Source organism: Erwinia sp. HDF1-3R (assembly GCF_039621855.1).
Classification (GTDB): domain Bacteria; phylum Pseudomonadota; class Gammaproteobacteria; order Enterobacterales; family Enterobacteriaceae; genus Erwinia.
The window spans coordinates 3,249,298-3,263,966 of sequence record NZ_CP155071.1; the positions used below are offsets into that span (position 1 = coordinate 3,249,298).

Consider the following 14,669-nt stretch of genomic DNA (forward strand, 5'->3'; position numbering starts at 1 on the left):
TGCGGCGTCGCGGGTCTGCAACAGCGCGATCCCGGCGAGGCGTTAAGGTTGACGTAACGTTAAGCAAAGCCAAATATTTGTTAAATAAAAACGACTTCCCCCTGCGGTACCACTTCCGAATGGCGATGTAAGTAATTATTTCACATCGCCAGAAACCGCCTTCATATAAGGGTTGACCTGCGTTACATAATGTTTCATTGCCGTCAGGTCGCAGCCATCATAGAGAATGGGATGTTAATTAACTGTGAATTTACTCACAGATTGAAAACGGTTACACCAGGGAATCACCTGAGTTAGTGACCGGCTCCGCATTTTGGCAGTAGGCTACCGAATGACGGCGTACCAGCGTGGGCATAAAGCAGTGCTGTTCGCTTTCATCCAGCTCACCAGCCGCGCCCCTGAGTGCTAATTCTGTCGCCAGCTTTGCCATAGAAATAATCGGGTAGCGCACCGTCGTTAACTGCGGATCGGTATAGCGTGAAATGGGAATATCATCGAAGCCGACCAGGGATAACGCCTGCGGCACCCGGATGCCGTTATCCTTCAGTGCGGCCAGCGCGCCTGCCGCCATGCTGTCGTTATAGGCAAAAACCGCACTCAGATGCAGGTTGCGGCCAAGCAGCTCAACCATTGCCGCTTCGCCCCCCTGCATATCCGGCTCACCGCTGGCTATCCAGTTTTCCGGCGGCAGAATGCCCTGCTCCAAAAGCCCCTGCCGCCAGCCCTCACGTCGCTGATGCACATCTTCAATCCCGTGGCTGGAGGCCAGATAACCGATACGTTGATGTCCCTGCTGATGCAGCATGCGGGTGGCCATCAGCGCACCGCTGACGTTATCCAGACAGACGCAGCGGTGTGCGTAGCCCGGCACCACGCGATTGATCAGCACCATGCCGGGCACCTCGTCCATCAGCGAAATCAGCTCTGCATTCTCAAGCGCCTTCGCATGCACCACCAGGGCGTTACAGCGCTGACGGATCAGTACTTCAATGGCATGCCGCTCCTTGTCTGCCTGATGATAGGAGTTGTTAATCAGCACGTGCTTTTGCCAGCGCTGTGCAACGGAATCCACCGCCTTGACCAGCGCACCAAAGAAGGGATCGGAGACGTCCATCACGACAACGCCAAGGGTATCGCTGACCTGGGTAACCAGCGCCTGAGCATTAGCATTGGGTCGATAGCCGAGGCCCTCGACCGCCTTTAACACCGCATCCCGGGTGCTTTGCGTGACGATGGCGCTGTTATTGAGTACGCGCGAGACGGTGGCCACCGAGACGCCCGCCGCGCGGGCGACATCACGAATGGTCATCATGGGCAGTTGCCCGGGGAGAATGGTCGTTGCATAGCCCTTCCAGATGTCAGGTTGACTGGAGGCTATTCTTACAGCATCAACGGCGGGGCTACGTGAAAGTCGTCACAGGGATGAAAACGGTTACAACGCTTTATCCTGCCTTTGTGAGCGGCATCATCTTCCTGACGATGCGGACATTACTCCTTTCCCGGATAGCCCGTCGTCAGGGGCCGCCCGCCGCTCAGCAGCGTCAGTCTGCGCCATAGCCATTCAACCGGACCCTGACGGAAATGGCGCAGCCAGAAGAGGGAGAACGACAGGTTGATCAGCCAGACGGCAGGCACCATCGCCACCAGCTGCCAGCGATCCCATTGGTTAAACCAGCCCAGGCGGTTAAAAACGGTGGTGCATATCAGGGTTTGCAGCAGATAGTTGGTTAGCGCCATACGCCCCACGCAGCTCACTGCCCGGGTTATCCTCAGGCGCGACAATGTGGGCCAGTAGCCAAAACAGAGCGCCGCGTACCCTACTGCCTGTAACGGCGCGCTGATTTCACGGGGAACCTGCAGAAAAAAGCCGGACCAGCGGAATTCCCAGCCGGAAGCCCACTGTAAAGCGATAGCGGGAAGCTCAATCAGCCAGGCCAGCGAGATGAGGATCGCGGCGGTGCGACGATAATGTGCCAGGCTATAGCTGCCTTTCAGCCAGCCGCTGCGCATCAGGGCGCTGCCGACCATCATCAACCCGGCCAGCTGCCAGCCATACTGCACCGCCAGCGCCATCAGCCCGGATGAGAAGAGATCGAGCCGGTTCTGAATCGCAGGCCAGCCCCCCTGGGTCTTCCAGAAGGTTTCGTACTGCACGTCGGCAAAGCCCGGGAGCCAGCTACTGTTGGGATGCACAGAGGCTCCCAGCCCCAGCACGACAAGCGCACAGCTGCCAACCAGATAGAGCATTACGCCGGTATTGAAGAGCTGACGGCTGGAGGAGACATCGCGGATCATCCGCCAGACCACCAGCCCAATCAGCCCGTAGTCGAAAAGGATATCGCCGTCCCACAAGAGCGTACCGTGCAGGAAACCTAACAGCACCAGCCAGGTGAGCCGCGCCTGGAGCCAGCGTTTGCCGCGCGGCAGCAGCATCTGCAGACCGGCACCAAACAGCAGGGCAAACAGGGCAAGGAATTTTTCCTGGGCAAAGAGATCGACCAGCGCCCAGCACCAGGCGTCATAATCCGGCGGCAGCCCGTGCCAGGCCGGATTAAGGTAGGCGGCGCGGGGCAGGCCAAACGCGATGATATTGAGCAGAAGAATGCCCAAAATAGCCAGCCCACGGATAAAATCCAGCGTGTGAATACGCGGCATGAGGCCTGTCCTGTGTTAAAGCAAACCAGATGGCCCGTCAGGCATCAGCTATGGCGTACTGCGCGAAGAAACTCCTGCCGCGTGTTCTGGCTGGATTTGAATAATCCTCCCAGCGACGTGGTGGTGGTGGCACTGGTCGCATCGCGAATGCCGCGCGCCTTCACGCAGTAATGTACCGCATCAATGGATACGGCCACGTTATTGGTGCCGAGCAGGGTTTGCAGCGCCACTAAAATCTGCTGGGTAAGACGCTCCTGCACCTGCGGGCGCGAGGAGAAAAACTGCACGATGCGGTTAATCTTCGACAGGCCGATGACCTTTTCCTTAGGGATGTAGGCCACGGTGGCCTTACCGTCGATAATGACAAAGTGATGTTCACAGGTGCTGGTCAGGGTGATATCACGCACCGTCACCATTTCATCGACCTTCATCTTATTTTCGATAACGGTAATTTTGGGAAAATTGGCGTAGTCGAGACCAGAGAAGACCTCATTAACGTACATTTTCGCGACGCGATGCGGCGTTTCGGCCAGGCTGTCGTCTGTAAGGTCCAGATTCAGTAGCTGCATGATTTCAGTCATATGACCGGCGATCAGGCGTTTGCGGGTTTCGTCATCCATTTCACGCGCAGGCGAGCGTAACGGGGTTTCCAGTCCACGCGCAAGCAGCGCTTCGTGAACCAGTGCGGCTTCCTGACTTAACGTAGCCATGGCGATCTTTTCTCCAGCGGGTGTTATTCCGGCCCCGGGCGGGACCGGCAAAAATTCTGAGGCGCTATTCTGGTACACAATGCGACGTTAATCCAGTGAATCAATTTAAACCGGGATGAAACTGTTTCACGCAGCTTCAGGCACAGGGTACTCAGGATGCGGGTGGCGTCTTTTACGCCGCCGCCGGGTCGCGCTTCCAGACCAGCGCGCCGGCCACCAGCAGCGCCACCCCGGCCACGTACAGCGCGGGCTCCAGCCGGTGCGTTAGCTGGGTGGAAAGCGCCGACAGCAGCGGCCCCAGCAGCTGACCTACCGCATAGCCAGTGGTTAACAGACCCGCCATATAGCGGGCATGCTGCGGCGCCAGCTCGCGGGCGTAGTGCAGGGTAAGCTGCACTACGCAGAGAAAACCGCCCCCCATCAGCACCGCACCCAGCGCCAGACCGGCGATCCCCGGCATCATTTCGACGACAAAGACCCCCGCCGCCTGTGCCCAGAGCACGATCGCCAGCCGGACGTTAGCCTGACCAAAATGGCGGGTGAGAATGCCAAGACCAATGCCGATAACCGCTGCCCCGCCAAATATCGGCCAGACGTACTGGGCAAAGGGACTGCCGGGAAAGCGCGAAACCGCCATCTGTGACAGAAAGGTCGCGGGCAGGATATAGCCAAAACCCGCCAAACTGTAGCTCCAGACCAGCTTTTTCAGACCCCGCGTCAGCACCAGCGGCGCAGGTGCCGTTTCAGGACGGTGAAGCTCCCCGGGCCCCGGCAGGTTGCGGGCAATAAGCGCAATCAGGACCAGCGCCAGCAGTCCGTAGGCCAGCCACGCCGTAGCGGCGCTGACCTGCTGACCGTGCAGTACGACTGCCAGCATGCCGCTAAGAAAGATCCCGGTTCCCGGCCCGGCGAAAACGGCGGCGCTCAGTCCGGCACGGCCATATTTATGCAGCTGTTCATTACTCCAGGCGGCAATCAGCACCATGGCCCAGCCGCTGGCCCAGCCAATCAGAAAGCGGACGATGCCATGCAGCCAGGGTCCTTCAACGCAGGCTGAGAGCAGCGTCAGCCCCACCGCCCCCCAGACGCCGACCTTCAGACGACGCTCCACCCGTCGGGTCGCGCGCATGGCATCGTAAGAACCGCACAGATAGCCGAGATAGTTGATGGCGGCCACTACCGCCGCGCTGGTCAGGGAGAGCTGATGCTCGCCGATCATCAGCGGCACCTGTGGGGTGAAGGCAAAGCGGCCAATCCCCATCGCAACCACCAGTGATAAAAAAGCGCTTAGCGCCACGCGAAAAGCCATATCCCCGCTCCTGAAGTTAGTTGCGCCCGTCGACAGCTTGCCGACAAAGGGTTGCCAGTATGATGCAGGATCGCTACACTGACGGAAAGTGAATAATCATCACCAACTTGCTTACAAAAAGAGAAGGCATGGATCTGACGCAGTTGAAAATGTTCTGTTCAGTAGCAGAAACGGGTTCGCTGGCACGCGCGGCTGAGCAGCTGCACCGCGTACCCTCCAACCTGACCACGCGTCTGCGCCAGCTGGAGCAGGAACTGGGGGCCGATCTCTTTATCCGCGAGAAGCAGCGCCTGCGCCTTTCGCCGGTAGGGCATAATTTTCTCTGCTACGCCCAGCGCATTCTGGCGCTGAGTGAGGAAGCGATGAGTATGGCGCATAACGGCGAGCCGGGGGGCAATTTTGCCCTCGGCTCAATGGAGAGCACGGCGGCGACCCGCCTGCCCGTGCTGCTGGCCGCTTATCATCAGCGTTACCCTGGCGTGGCCCTGTCGCTGATAACCGGCACCTCTGGCGAGGTTATCAGCCGGGTACGCGAAGGTACGCTGGCTGCGGCGCTGGCCGATGGTCCCATTACGGCAGACGAGCTTAACAGCTGCATTGTCTTCCATGAAAAGATGGTGTTGATTTCAGGTCTTGGCCATACGCCCATTCATCATCCCGCCGATGCCGTGGGGGAAACGCTGTTTGCCTTTCGCCCCAGCTGTTCCTATCGGCTGCGCTTCGAAAACTGGTTTCGCAGCAGCGGCATTCAGCCCGGCAGTTTTATGGAGATACAGTCTTACCACGCGATGCTCGCCTGCGTGGCCAGCGGCGCGGGGCTTGCCCTGCTGCCCGAATCGGTTCTCGGGCAGCTTCCGGCGCGGGCGGGCGTCCAGCGTCATTCCCTGCCCGCTGACGTCAGCGAGACCGACACCTGGCTGGTCTGGCGGCGTGACGCCTTTACCCCTAACGTAAAGGCACTGAAGTCGCTAATTATTGAGCACATCGACGATGCGTCAGATCCTGACGAAATTCGTCCATAATTAATAATCCCCCTGATGCACTGAAACGACTAAAGAGAATAACTATGGAAATGATCAAAACGCGCGCCGCCGTGGCCTGGGCTGCCGGTGAGCCACTCAAAATTGAAGAAGTTGATTTAATGCCACCGCAAAAAGGCGAAGTGCTGGTGCGCATCGTGGCAACCGGCGTGTGCCATACCGATGCTTACACCCTTTCCGGCAAGGATCCTGAGGGCGTGTTCCCGGCCATCCTCGGCCATGAAGGCGGCGGTATTGTTGAAGCCGTGGGCGAAGGCGTCACCAGTGTAGCCGTTGGCGACCACGTTATCCCGCTTTACACCCCGGAGTGTGGTCAGTGTAAATACTGTCTGTCCGGTAAGACCAACCTCTGCCAGGCCATCCGTACCACCCAGGGTAAAGGGCTGATGCCGGATGGCACTACCCGCTTCTTTAAGGACGGTAAACCCATTTTCCACTATATGGGCACCTCGACCTTCTCCGAATATACCGTGATACCGGAGATTTCACTGGCGAAAATCAGCAAAGAGGCGCCGCTTGAAGAGGTGTGTCTGCTGGGCTGTGGCGTGACCACCGGCATGGGTGCGGTAATGAATACCGCCAAAGTGAAGGAAGGCGATACGGTGGCAATTTTCGGTCTGGGCGGCATTGGTCTGTCTGCCATCATCGGCGCAAAAATGGCGAAGGCGGGTCGCATCATCGGTATTGATATCAATACCAGCAAATACGATCTGGCAACCAAACTGGGCGCAACCGATCTGATTAACCCGAAAGACTATGATAAGCCGATTCAGGAAGTGATCGTTGAGATGACCGATGGCGGCGTGGATTTCTCCTTCGAGTGCATCGGGAACGTTAACGTGATGCGTTCAGCGCTTGAGTGCTGTCATAAAGGCTGGGGCGAGTCGGTGATTATCGGCGTGGCGGGCGCGGGAGAAGAGATTTCAACCCGGCCTTTCCAGCTGGTGACCGGGCGCGTCTGGCGCGGTTCCGCGTTTGGCGGCGTGAAGGGTCGGACTCAGCTACCGGGCATCGTTCAGCGCTACATGGACGGCGAGTTCCAGCTGAACGATTTTATTACCCATACGATGCCGCTGGAAGAGATCAATGACGCGTTTGATCTGATGCATGAAGGCAAGTCGATCCGTTCCGTGGTGCATTTCAGTAAATAATCGGGAGGATTAATGGCGTCCACGCTGGAACTACTTGAAGAACATCGTCTGTTTGGCGGCTGGCAGCAGCGCTATCGCCATCGTTCTGCCACCCTGAACGCCGATATGACGTTCAGTATTTTCCTGCCCGGCCCTAAGCGCGATGCGCCCCCGCCGGTGGTCTATTTTCTGGCTGGCCTGACCTGCACCGATGAGAATTTTGCCACTAAGTCGGGTGCGCAGCGCGTGGCGGCTGATTTGGGTCTGGTGCTGGTGATGCCGGATACCAGCCCGCGCGGAGAAGGCGTAGCCAATGATGAGGGTTACGATTTGGGCCAGGGCGCAGGATTTTATCTGAACGCGACCGAAGCGCCCTGGAAGCCCCATTTCCGCATGTACGATTACATTAACGAGGAGCTACCGGCACTGATTGCCAGTAATTTTCACGTTAGCGATCGTCAGGCCATCATGGGGCATTCGATGGGGGGGCACGGTGCCATTATGCTGGCTTTGCGTAATCCGACACGCTTTCGTTCCGCGTCGGCGTTTGCACCCATTGTTAACCCGATGGAGGTGCCCTGGGGGCAGAAGGCGTTTAGCGCCTATCTGGGCGAGGATCGGCAGGCATGGCGCGAGTATGATAGCTGCTGGCTGATGCGTCAGGCGTCATCAACGCCGCCATTGCTTATCGATCAGGGTGACAGCGATCAGTTCCTGGCCGATCAGCTGCACCCGGAGAGGCTGGAAGCGATTGCTCAGGAGAAGGGTTTTCCGTTAACCGTACGGATCCAGCCGGGTTACGATCACAGCTATTTCTTCATTGCGAGTTTCGTGGAGGATCATTTGCGCTTCCACGCTGAGCATTTGCTGGCGTAACGAGGTTGTTTTGCGCGTATAAAGGGTTCCCATCGGGGAGCCCTTTTTTTTGGGCGGTCCGGGTTGTCGCCTGAGGATGGGGGCCGGTGCGGCAAAGGTCCGGGGTGTCGCCTGCGCGCCTGGGCAGGCAAAGGTCCGGGGTAGTCGCCTGGGGGTGGGGGCCGGTGCGGCAAAGGTCCGGGGTAGTCGCCTACGGGTGGGGGCCGGTGCGGCAAAGGTCCGGGGTGTCGCCTACGGGTGGGGGCCGGTGCCTGGCGGTCCTCGCGCCGCGCGTTGCGCGGTTCCTTCGCTCCGTTCGTCGACCTTTCGGACCGGGCATGACGGGACGTCCCTGTCCCGGCATGCCCTTGTGCCAGCATCCCTGCTGGCCCATCCGGGTCTTCCTCCCTGCGCTCAGCGCTGTGGATTGCCTGTCACCGGCCCCCACCCGTCTGCTCCTTTCGCATTGTGCTCGCTACGTATAAAAGCGGTTCCGGGGGTAACATAAACTCTTTCGGCAGGTTTGGAAGAGGAAGAACTCTGCAAATAAGAAAACTTCTGTGCTAAAAATTCAGTGCCATTGGCTGGGCAGGCGCTATCAAAAGCACATTACCGGATTACCTGCCAGTGGGCCGGGCGGGCTACAAAGCCTGAGCGCTATTAGGGCTTAACTGGAAGTCGTGCTGATGATACCTGCGGAGACTAAAGGGTTTTACTCAAAGCAGCTCAGCAGCCTGAGAGGTGGACAATCCCTGCGGTTGACGGGCATCCCGCAGCGCTGCGGCGAGGACGGAGGGCCAGGCGAGGGCAGCAGGGATGCTGCACTCAGGGAGCGGCGGGCAGGGATGCCCGCTCGCGACCGGGCCGTCCGGCCCGGCGTCGGAGCCAAAGGCACCAGGCAAAGCCTGGCGCGAGGACGCCCGGCAAACGCTGGGATTGTCCACCGGAAAAGCCGATATTGCAGTTTCATGACGCCCGGCGAACGCTGCGCTGGCCCACCGCCCCCGCAGCGGACCCGCTAACCAGCCCACACTGCCTGCCGTCGTAGCAGACGACACCCTACAGCGCGGGCCACATGGACGCCTTAGAAAGTGTAATCCACCGCAGCGAAATAGCGACGGCCATCTTCGTTATAGCTATAGCTATCACGTTCCAGCGCCTTATCCCCCAAATTCATCACCCCCGCTTTCAGCTTCACTGCTTTAGTGACCCGCCAGCTCCCCCCTGTGTTCCATAGCATATAACCGCCCGGCGTCACGCCGTTGTTCTTCAGGGTCCGACGCTGCCCCGAATAGTTCGCCTGTAGCCAAAATGCCCAGTCCGGCAGCGGTGACCAGTCCAGCGTCCCGTTGGCGGTATGCAGCGGCAGCTCCTTCAGTGGCTTATTGCCCCCATCGCTAAGATCGCGTCCGTCGCTGTAGGTATAATTCAGCGTCAGCTTCCACGCGTCCGTAAAGGGAACAGAAACCTCACTCTCCACGCCGGTAATGCGCGCTTTATTCACATTGTAATAGCGGAAAATGGGCTTACCGTCCTTATCAAACCCCACAAAATTACTGTAGCCGGGTGCCAGCTCTTTCGAGGCGGTACGCGCCACGCTGATCATATCGCTAATATTGTTTTGGAAAGCCGTAATGCTGCCGGTTACGCCATCAAGCAGCCCGTCCTCTCCCGCATAGTAAAGACCCAGCTCTACGCTCTCGCTGGTTTCTGGCTTAAGATCTTTGCTTCCGACAATACTGCAGCTGCCGCGACAGGAGTTCGCCTGCCAGTCGGGGCTCAGCTGTAGCAGCGAAGGCGCTTTAAACGCGTTGGCCCAGCCGCCTTTCACCGTCAGGGTATCGCTGGCGTTATAAACCAGATAGGCGCGCGGACTCCAGTGATCGCCATAAGTCTGATGATCATCCATACGAACACCGGTGGTCAGCGCCAGCGCGTCGAAAATTCGCCACTCATCCTCGACAAAAAGCGCAAACTGGCTGGCAGAAGTGCGTCCACTGCCCGTCAGGTTGACCGGGTCCGTCAGCGTATCGTGTCGCATTTCGCCCCCGAAGGTCAGCAGCTGGCTGATATCGGCCAATGGCATAACCAGCTTGCCTTCCAGCGCATTGTTCTGCGCCACGATATTATCGCTACCGGTATAGTTGTCTATCCGATCGCCGTAAAAGCGCAGTTCGGTATTCACCCCGCCCCAGCGGCCATTGTGGCCCAGCGAGTAGTTCTGCCGTTCCAGGCGGTTCTTGTCCAGCGAGTCGGAATCACGATCCTGACGGTTCACGCCGTAGCCCAGGGTCAGCTCCTGATCCTCCGTCGGCGTCAGCGTAAATTCCACGTTGGCATCGCGGGTGGTGTAGCCCTCAATGCGCGGCGACAAGCCCGTCGCCGAAGTGGAAGACATCTGCTGACTGTCCTTTCCCCGTCTGCCCAGGCTACCGTAAATTTTAGCGCCCAGCAGATCCTCAACAATCGGCCCGCTGGTAAAGAAATTGCCATTTTCGCTATCACCACGATCGCGATGCTCCTGCACCGTGGCATCGGCGCTCAGCGTCCCATGCCACGCCCTGCCTACCTTACGGGTGATGATATTCACTACCCCACCCAGCGCATCCGAGCCGTAAAGTGAGGACATCGGTCCGCGCACCACCTCAATACGTTCGATGGCATCGGCGGGTATCCAGTTCAGGTCGAAGTCGTTATGTCGAAACACGGCATTACGCGAATTGACCCGCTTGCCGTCGATCAGAATCAGCGTATAGCTGCTATCCAGCCCGCGCAGGCTGACGCCTTTACGGTTATCGCCTTCGTTATTGAGCTGTATGCCGGGAACGTCGCGAAGCACGTCGCTGAGGTTTTGTACGGGCCTGCGTTGCAGATCTTCAGCGGTAATGACGCTGATGCTGGCGGGGGCGTCTTTGAGATTCACTTCTACCGAGGACGCGGTGACCACCATCGTCTCTTCTTTTTCATCACGTTCTTCAGCCGCAGCCGGGAACGTCAGAACCAGTGCGGAGGCGCACAGCCCACCGCGTAACAGAGGGTTTAATCTGAACATATCCTTCTCCTTGGTAATGCTTAATGTGTTATCAGTCCTTTTGCTCACACTTAAAACAGCCAATTTTACCGCTACCGGTTCACCGGTTTATTTTTTAATACGGGGCGAAAGCGCCCCGCTTACTGCTGGGGTAACGATGCGTAACCTTAAACGTTACCCTTAAAGCATCTGAAGCATCTGAAGCATCTGAAGCATCTGAAGCATCAGAATACCGGCGCGGTGACCAGACCATCAATCAGCACCTGTGGCGTACCCTGAGAACAGCGCTCAATGCGTCCTCTTACGCCGTAGACGCTTGCCAGGCTCGCCGGAGTGATAACCTCTTCCGGCGTACCGTCAGCGATCAGCTCGCCGTTTTTCAGCATCAGTACGTGTTCGCCGTGACGCAGCGCAATATTGATATCGTGTACCACGACCACGGTAATGATATTTCGCCTGCGGGTTTCACGCCGAACGAGATCCATCACGTGAAACTGATAGTTCAAATCCAGCGCGCTCAGCGGTTCATCAAGCAGCAGAAGTTCTGGCCGACGGATAAGCGACTGAGCCAGACCTACCAGCTGTTTTTGACCGCCAGAGAGCTGGTCCAGATAGCATAAGGCCAGATGGGCAATACCCAGCTGATCCAGCAGGGCCATCACTTCCGCCTCGCTGTCGGCGCTGCTGCGGCCACCGGATGCGCGCTGCGCAACAATAATCGATTCCAGCACGTGCAGATGAACGCCTGCGGGCAGCGACTGTGGCAGATAAACCACGCGCTCCGCGCGACGGGCGAAGGGCAGCGACATCAGCTCACAGCCATTGACCCACAGTTCGCCCTGCGCGCGGTTTAGACCTGCCAGGGACCGCAACAGCGTAGATTTACCGCAGCCGTTTGGCCCCAGCAGCACGGTGATCTTGCCACGTGGTAAACAGGGAACATTCAGATTACTGATGACCCTGCGCTTCGGATAACCGGCATGAAAACCGCTGATCGTTAAACCGTCCATCAGACCGTCCCCCGATGGCGCAGAATAATACTCAGGAAGAAAGGCACACCGACCAGTGAAGTGACGATCCCGACCGGAATAATCACTCCGGGGATCAGATTTTTCGACACGACCGACGCCATGGACAGCACCAGCGCGCCAGTCAGCGCACTCGCAGGCAGATAATAGCGATGGTCTTCACCAAAGATCATACGTGCGATATGCGGTGCCACCAGGCCAATAAAACCAATCGGCCCCACAAAGGCGACCGCCAGCGCAGAGAGAATACTGATGCGCAGCAGCGTCCCCAGCCGCAGACGCCGCACGTCAATGCCAAAACTCACCGCGCGGTCTTCGCCCAGGCGAAGCGCCGTCAGCTTCCATGAACTCATCATCGAGAACGGAACCAGTATCGCAAAGGCCAGCGTCAGCACGCCCAGCTTTTGCCAGGAGGCACGCGCCAGGCTGCCCATGGTCCAGAAAACCAGCCCCTGTAGCGTGTCTTCGCTGGCGATAAACTGCATCATGGAGACCAGCGCATTAAACGTAAACACCAGCGCGATGCCAAACAGCACCACGCCGGAGGTGGCAACCTGAGTCCAGCGGGTCACGCCATCCAGCATCAGCGCGGCGATCAGCGCAAAGATGAAGGCATTGCCCGAAATAAACCACTGGTCAGGAATGCCGGGAATGCCGATACCCAGTACGATAGCCAGCGCGGCACCAAAGGCAGCGGCAGACGACACCCCAAGGGTGAACGGACTGGCCAGCGGATTATTCAGAATGGTTTGCATCTCTGCCCCTGCCAGGCCGAGCGAGAGTCCTACCACCACTGCCATCAGCGCATAGGGCAGGCGAATGTCCCAGACTATAACGCGCGTTCCGGCATCAACACTCTCCGGTGACAGCAGCGTCCGCCAGAGATCATGCAGGGAAAGCCCGGACGGACCCAACGTAAAATCCAGCATAAGCGAAGCGAGAATAGCCAGTACCAGCACGGCCATCAGCAGCAGGCGATAGCGAAGCAGCTGATGGTAACGTCCCATTACGCTCTCTTTAGGCTGTTTTTCGACGTACTGCATGGAGTCGTGGGTCACACTCATGGTTAATACCTGTAATTGTTCGCGCTGAGGCAGGAGAAGCAGCGGCGTAACAATAAAGCAAATGATAATGGTTATCAATGGTATTAGTAGTAAGAAGCTGTGACCAAAAGGGCGCGGAAGCCGCGCCCTGTGCGTATCACGCTGTCTGAATTAGCGATTACTGGAAGGGAATACCATCTCGCTGTACTTCACAAAACGGGTTTTTTTGGTCAGCCGGTAGCCCAGCCAGATTATCAGGAACAGCGGCAGACCAATATAGGTGGCCGCAACCGAATACCAGTCGATACGATCCTGCAAAAAGGCCTGATAGTTCTGTCCCAGGGTGATGGTCAGACAAAGAATAAAGGCAAAAATCGGGCCCAGCGGGAATAGGCCTGAGCGGTAAGGCAGTTCAGCGATCGAATGCCCCTGCGCGATATAGCCCCGACGGAAACGATAATGGCTGATGGCAATACCCAGCCAGGCGATAAAGCCGGTCATCCCGGAGGTATTCAGCAGCCAGAGATAGACCGTCTGGTTGCCAAACATCGAGGAGAGAAAACAGAGCCCGGCGACCACGGTGGTGGCATACAGCGCATTACGGGGTACGCCGCCTTTCGACAGCTTGCCAAAAATACGCGGCGCTTTTCCTTCCCGCGCCAGGGTAAACAGCATACGGGTGGAGGCATACATGCCTGAGTTACCCGCCGACAGCACCGCCGTCAGGATGACGGCATTCATTACCGCCGCCGCCGAGAGCAGGCCCGCGTGTTCAAACACCAGGGTAAAGGGGCTTACGCTGATATCCTTCACGTCGTTACGCAGCAGGCGCGGGTCGGTATAAGGGATAAGCAGGCTAATCACCAGAATCGCCAGCACGTAGAACAGCAGAATACGCCAGAACACCTGGCGCACGGCGCGGGGGATGTTCTTCGCCGGATCTTCGGACTCACCGGCGGCGATGCCAATCAGCTCCGTTCCCTGGAAAGAGAAGCCGACAATCATTGCCACGCCGATCATGGCTGAAAAGCCGCCGGAGAACGGTGCATCGCCGATCTGCCAGTTGTGCCAGCCGGCATTCTCACCGCCGCGCAGAATGCCCGCGATCATCAGCACGCCAACCGCGATAAAGATAATGACCGTCACGACTTTGATTAAGGAAAACCAATACTCCGCCTCACCAAAACCTTTTACCGAGATGTAGTTAAGCAGAAAAATCACGCCCATAAATAGCGCGCTCCAGATCCAGCCGGGGGTATCGGGGAACCACCAGGTCATCACCAGCTGGGATGCCACCAGATCAACAGCGATGGTCACAGCCCAGTTGTACCAGTAGTTCCAGCCCAGTGCGAAGCCAAAGCCTTCCTCAACGTAGTTCGCGCCATAGGTGGCAAACGAGCCGGTGACCGGCATAAAGGCAGCAAGCTCCCCCAGGCTGGTCATCAGGAAATAGACCATCAGGCCGATCAGCACATAGGAGAGCAGCGCCCCGCCCGGGCCCGCCTGGGAAATGGTCGCACCCGAGGCAACAAACAAGCCGGTACCAATTGAACCCCCAATGGCGATCATCGTCAGATGACGCGCCTTTAACTCACGCCTTAGCGCAGGCTGTTCTGTTGTTTTTTTGTCCTTAACCATCTTGAAATGCTGTATCCTGGATAAATAAGGCGCGATTGTAACAAACTCCCCCCGCAGGGATAGTGATTCCACCGCGTTATAAGATAGGTTCATGATCAGCCCGGAATTATAAGCAACAGCCCCTTATCCCGCGTCAATGCCACGGTAATACTTATAACGCAGGCGACAGGGCAGGCATATCGCGGTCAGGGACTATTCGATACAGTCGCTGAGGAGCGCAACAGCGGTCT

Annotated in this window: 12 protein-coding genes; 3 read left to right on the forward strand and 9 right to left on the reverse strand. The window is 57.9% G+C overall.

The window, feature by feature from the left end:
• Nucleotides 1–271 precede the first annotated feature (271 nt).
• From galS to AAGR22_RS14860, 4 genes are all read right to left on the reverse strand, one after another.
• A complete protein-coding gene (galS, locus tag AAGR22_RS14845) occupies nucleotides 272–1,312 on the reverse strand; it encodes an HTH-type transcriptional regulator GalS (RefSeq protein ID WP_067708587.1) in 1,041 nt (346 codons plus the stop codon).
• 176 nt (nucleotides 1,313–1,488) lie between these two features.
• Nucleotides 1,489–2,655, reverse strand: coding sequence for a DUF418 domain-containing protein YeiB (gene yeiB / locus AAGR22_RS14850; protein WP_345828250.1), 1,167 nt, complete (start codon nucleotides 2,653–2,655; stop codon nucleotides 1,489–1,491).
• Between the two features lie 44 nt (nucleotides 2,656–2,699).
• A complete protein-coding gene (folE, locus tag AAGR22_RS14855; protein WP_067708593.1) occupies nucleotides 2,700–3,365 on the reverse strand; it encodes a GTP cyclohydrolase I FolE in 666 nt (221 codons plus the stop codon).
• A gap of 172 nt (nucleotides 3,366–3,537) precedes the next feature.
• Nucleotides 3,538–4,674: a YbfB/YjiJ family MFS transporter gene (locus AAGR22_RS14860; RefSeq protein ID WP_345828252.1), complete on the reverse strand. Its 1,137-nt coding sequence runs from the start codon at nucleotides 4,672–4,674 to the stop codon at nucleotides 3,538–3,540.
• Between the two features lie 128 nt (nucleotides 4,675–4,802).
• Between AAGR22_RS14860 and AAGR22_RS14865 the strand changes: the two genes are divergently transcribed.
• The 3 genes from AAGR22_RS14865 to fghA are packed head-to-tail and all read left to right on the forward strand — an operon-like array spanning nucleotide 4,803 to nucleotide 7,720.
• On the forward strand, nucleotides 4,803–5,696 hold the full coding sequence (locus tag AAGR22_RS14865) for a LysR family transcriptional regulator (protein WP_067708601.1): 894 nt from the start codon (nucleotides 4,803–4,805) through the stop codon (nucleotides 5,694–5,696).
• 44 nt (nucleotides 5,697–5,740) lie between these two features.
• A complete protein-coding gene (locus tag AAGR22_RS14870) occupies nucleotides 5,741–6,865 on the forward strand; it encodes an S-(hydroxymethyl)glutathione dehydrogenase/class III alcohol dehydrogenase (RefSeq protein ID WP_067708605.1) in 1,125 nt (374 codons plus the stop codon).
• A 12-nt stretch (nucleotides 6,866–6,877) separates the two neighbouring features.
• The gene (gene fghA / locus AAGR22_RS14875; protein ID WP_345828255.1) at nucleotides 6,878–7,720 is read left to right on the forward strand and encodes an S-formylglutathione hydrolase; all 843 of its coding nucleotides are present in this window, start codon (nucleotides 6,878–6,880) and stop codon (nucleotides 7,718–7,720) included.
• A 695-nt stretch (nucleotides 7,721–8,415) separates the two neighbouring features.
• Here fghA and AAGR22_RS14880 read toward each other — a convergent pair.
• The 5 genes from AAGR22_RS14880 to AAGR22_RS14900 form a co-directional block, all read right to left on the reverse strand.
• Nucleotides 8,416–8,730, reverse strand: coding sequence for a hypothetical protein (locus tag AAGR22_RS14880; RefSeq protein WP_345828257.1), 315 nt, complete (start codon nucleotides 8,728–8,730; stop codon nucleotides 8,416–8,418).
• 53 nt (nucleotides 8,731–8,783) lie between these two features.
• Nucleotides 8,784–10,751 carry a catecholate siderophore receptor CirA gene (cirA, locus tag AAGR22_RS14885; RefSeq protein WP_345828259.1) on the reverse strand — a complete coding sequence of 656 codons (1,968 nt, stop codon included), beginning with the start codon at nucleotides 10,749–10,751 and terminating at the stop codon, nucleotides 8,784–8,786.
• A gap of 203 nt (nucleotides 10,752–10,954) precedes the next feature.
• Nucleotides 10,955–11,740 (reverse strand): ABC transporter ATP-binding protein, encoded by a 786-nt coding sequence (locus AAGR22_RS14890; RefSeq protein ID WP_067708614.1) that lies wholly within the window; start codon nucleotides 11,738–11,740, stop codon nucleotides 10,955–10,957.
• Nucleotides 11,740–12,822 carry an iron ABC transporter permease gene (locus tag AAGR22_RS14895; protein ID WP_067708617.1) on the reverse strand — a complete coding sequence of 361 codons (1,083 nt, stop codon included), beginning with the start codon at nucleotides 12,820–12,822 and terminating at the stop codon, nucleotides 11,740–11,742. The genes AAGR22_RS14890 and AAGR22_RS14895 overlap by 1 nt, the downstream gene beginning before the upstream one ends.
• A 150-nt stretch (nucleotides 12,823–12,972) precedes the next feature.
• A complete protein-coding gene (locus AAGR22_RS14900; RefSeq protein WP_067708620.1) occupies nucleotides 12,973–14,439 on the reverse strand; it encodes an amino acid permease in 1,467 nt (488 codons plus the stop codon).
• Between the last annotated feature and the right edge of the window lie 230 nt (nucleotides 14,440–14,669).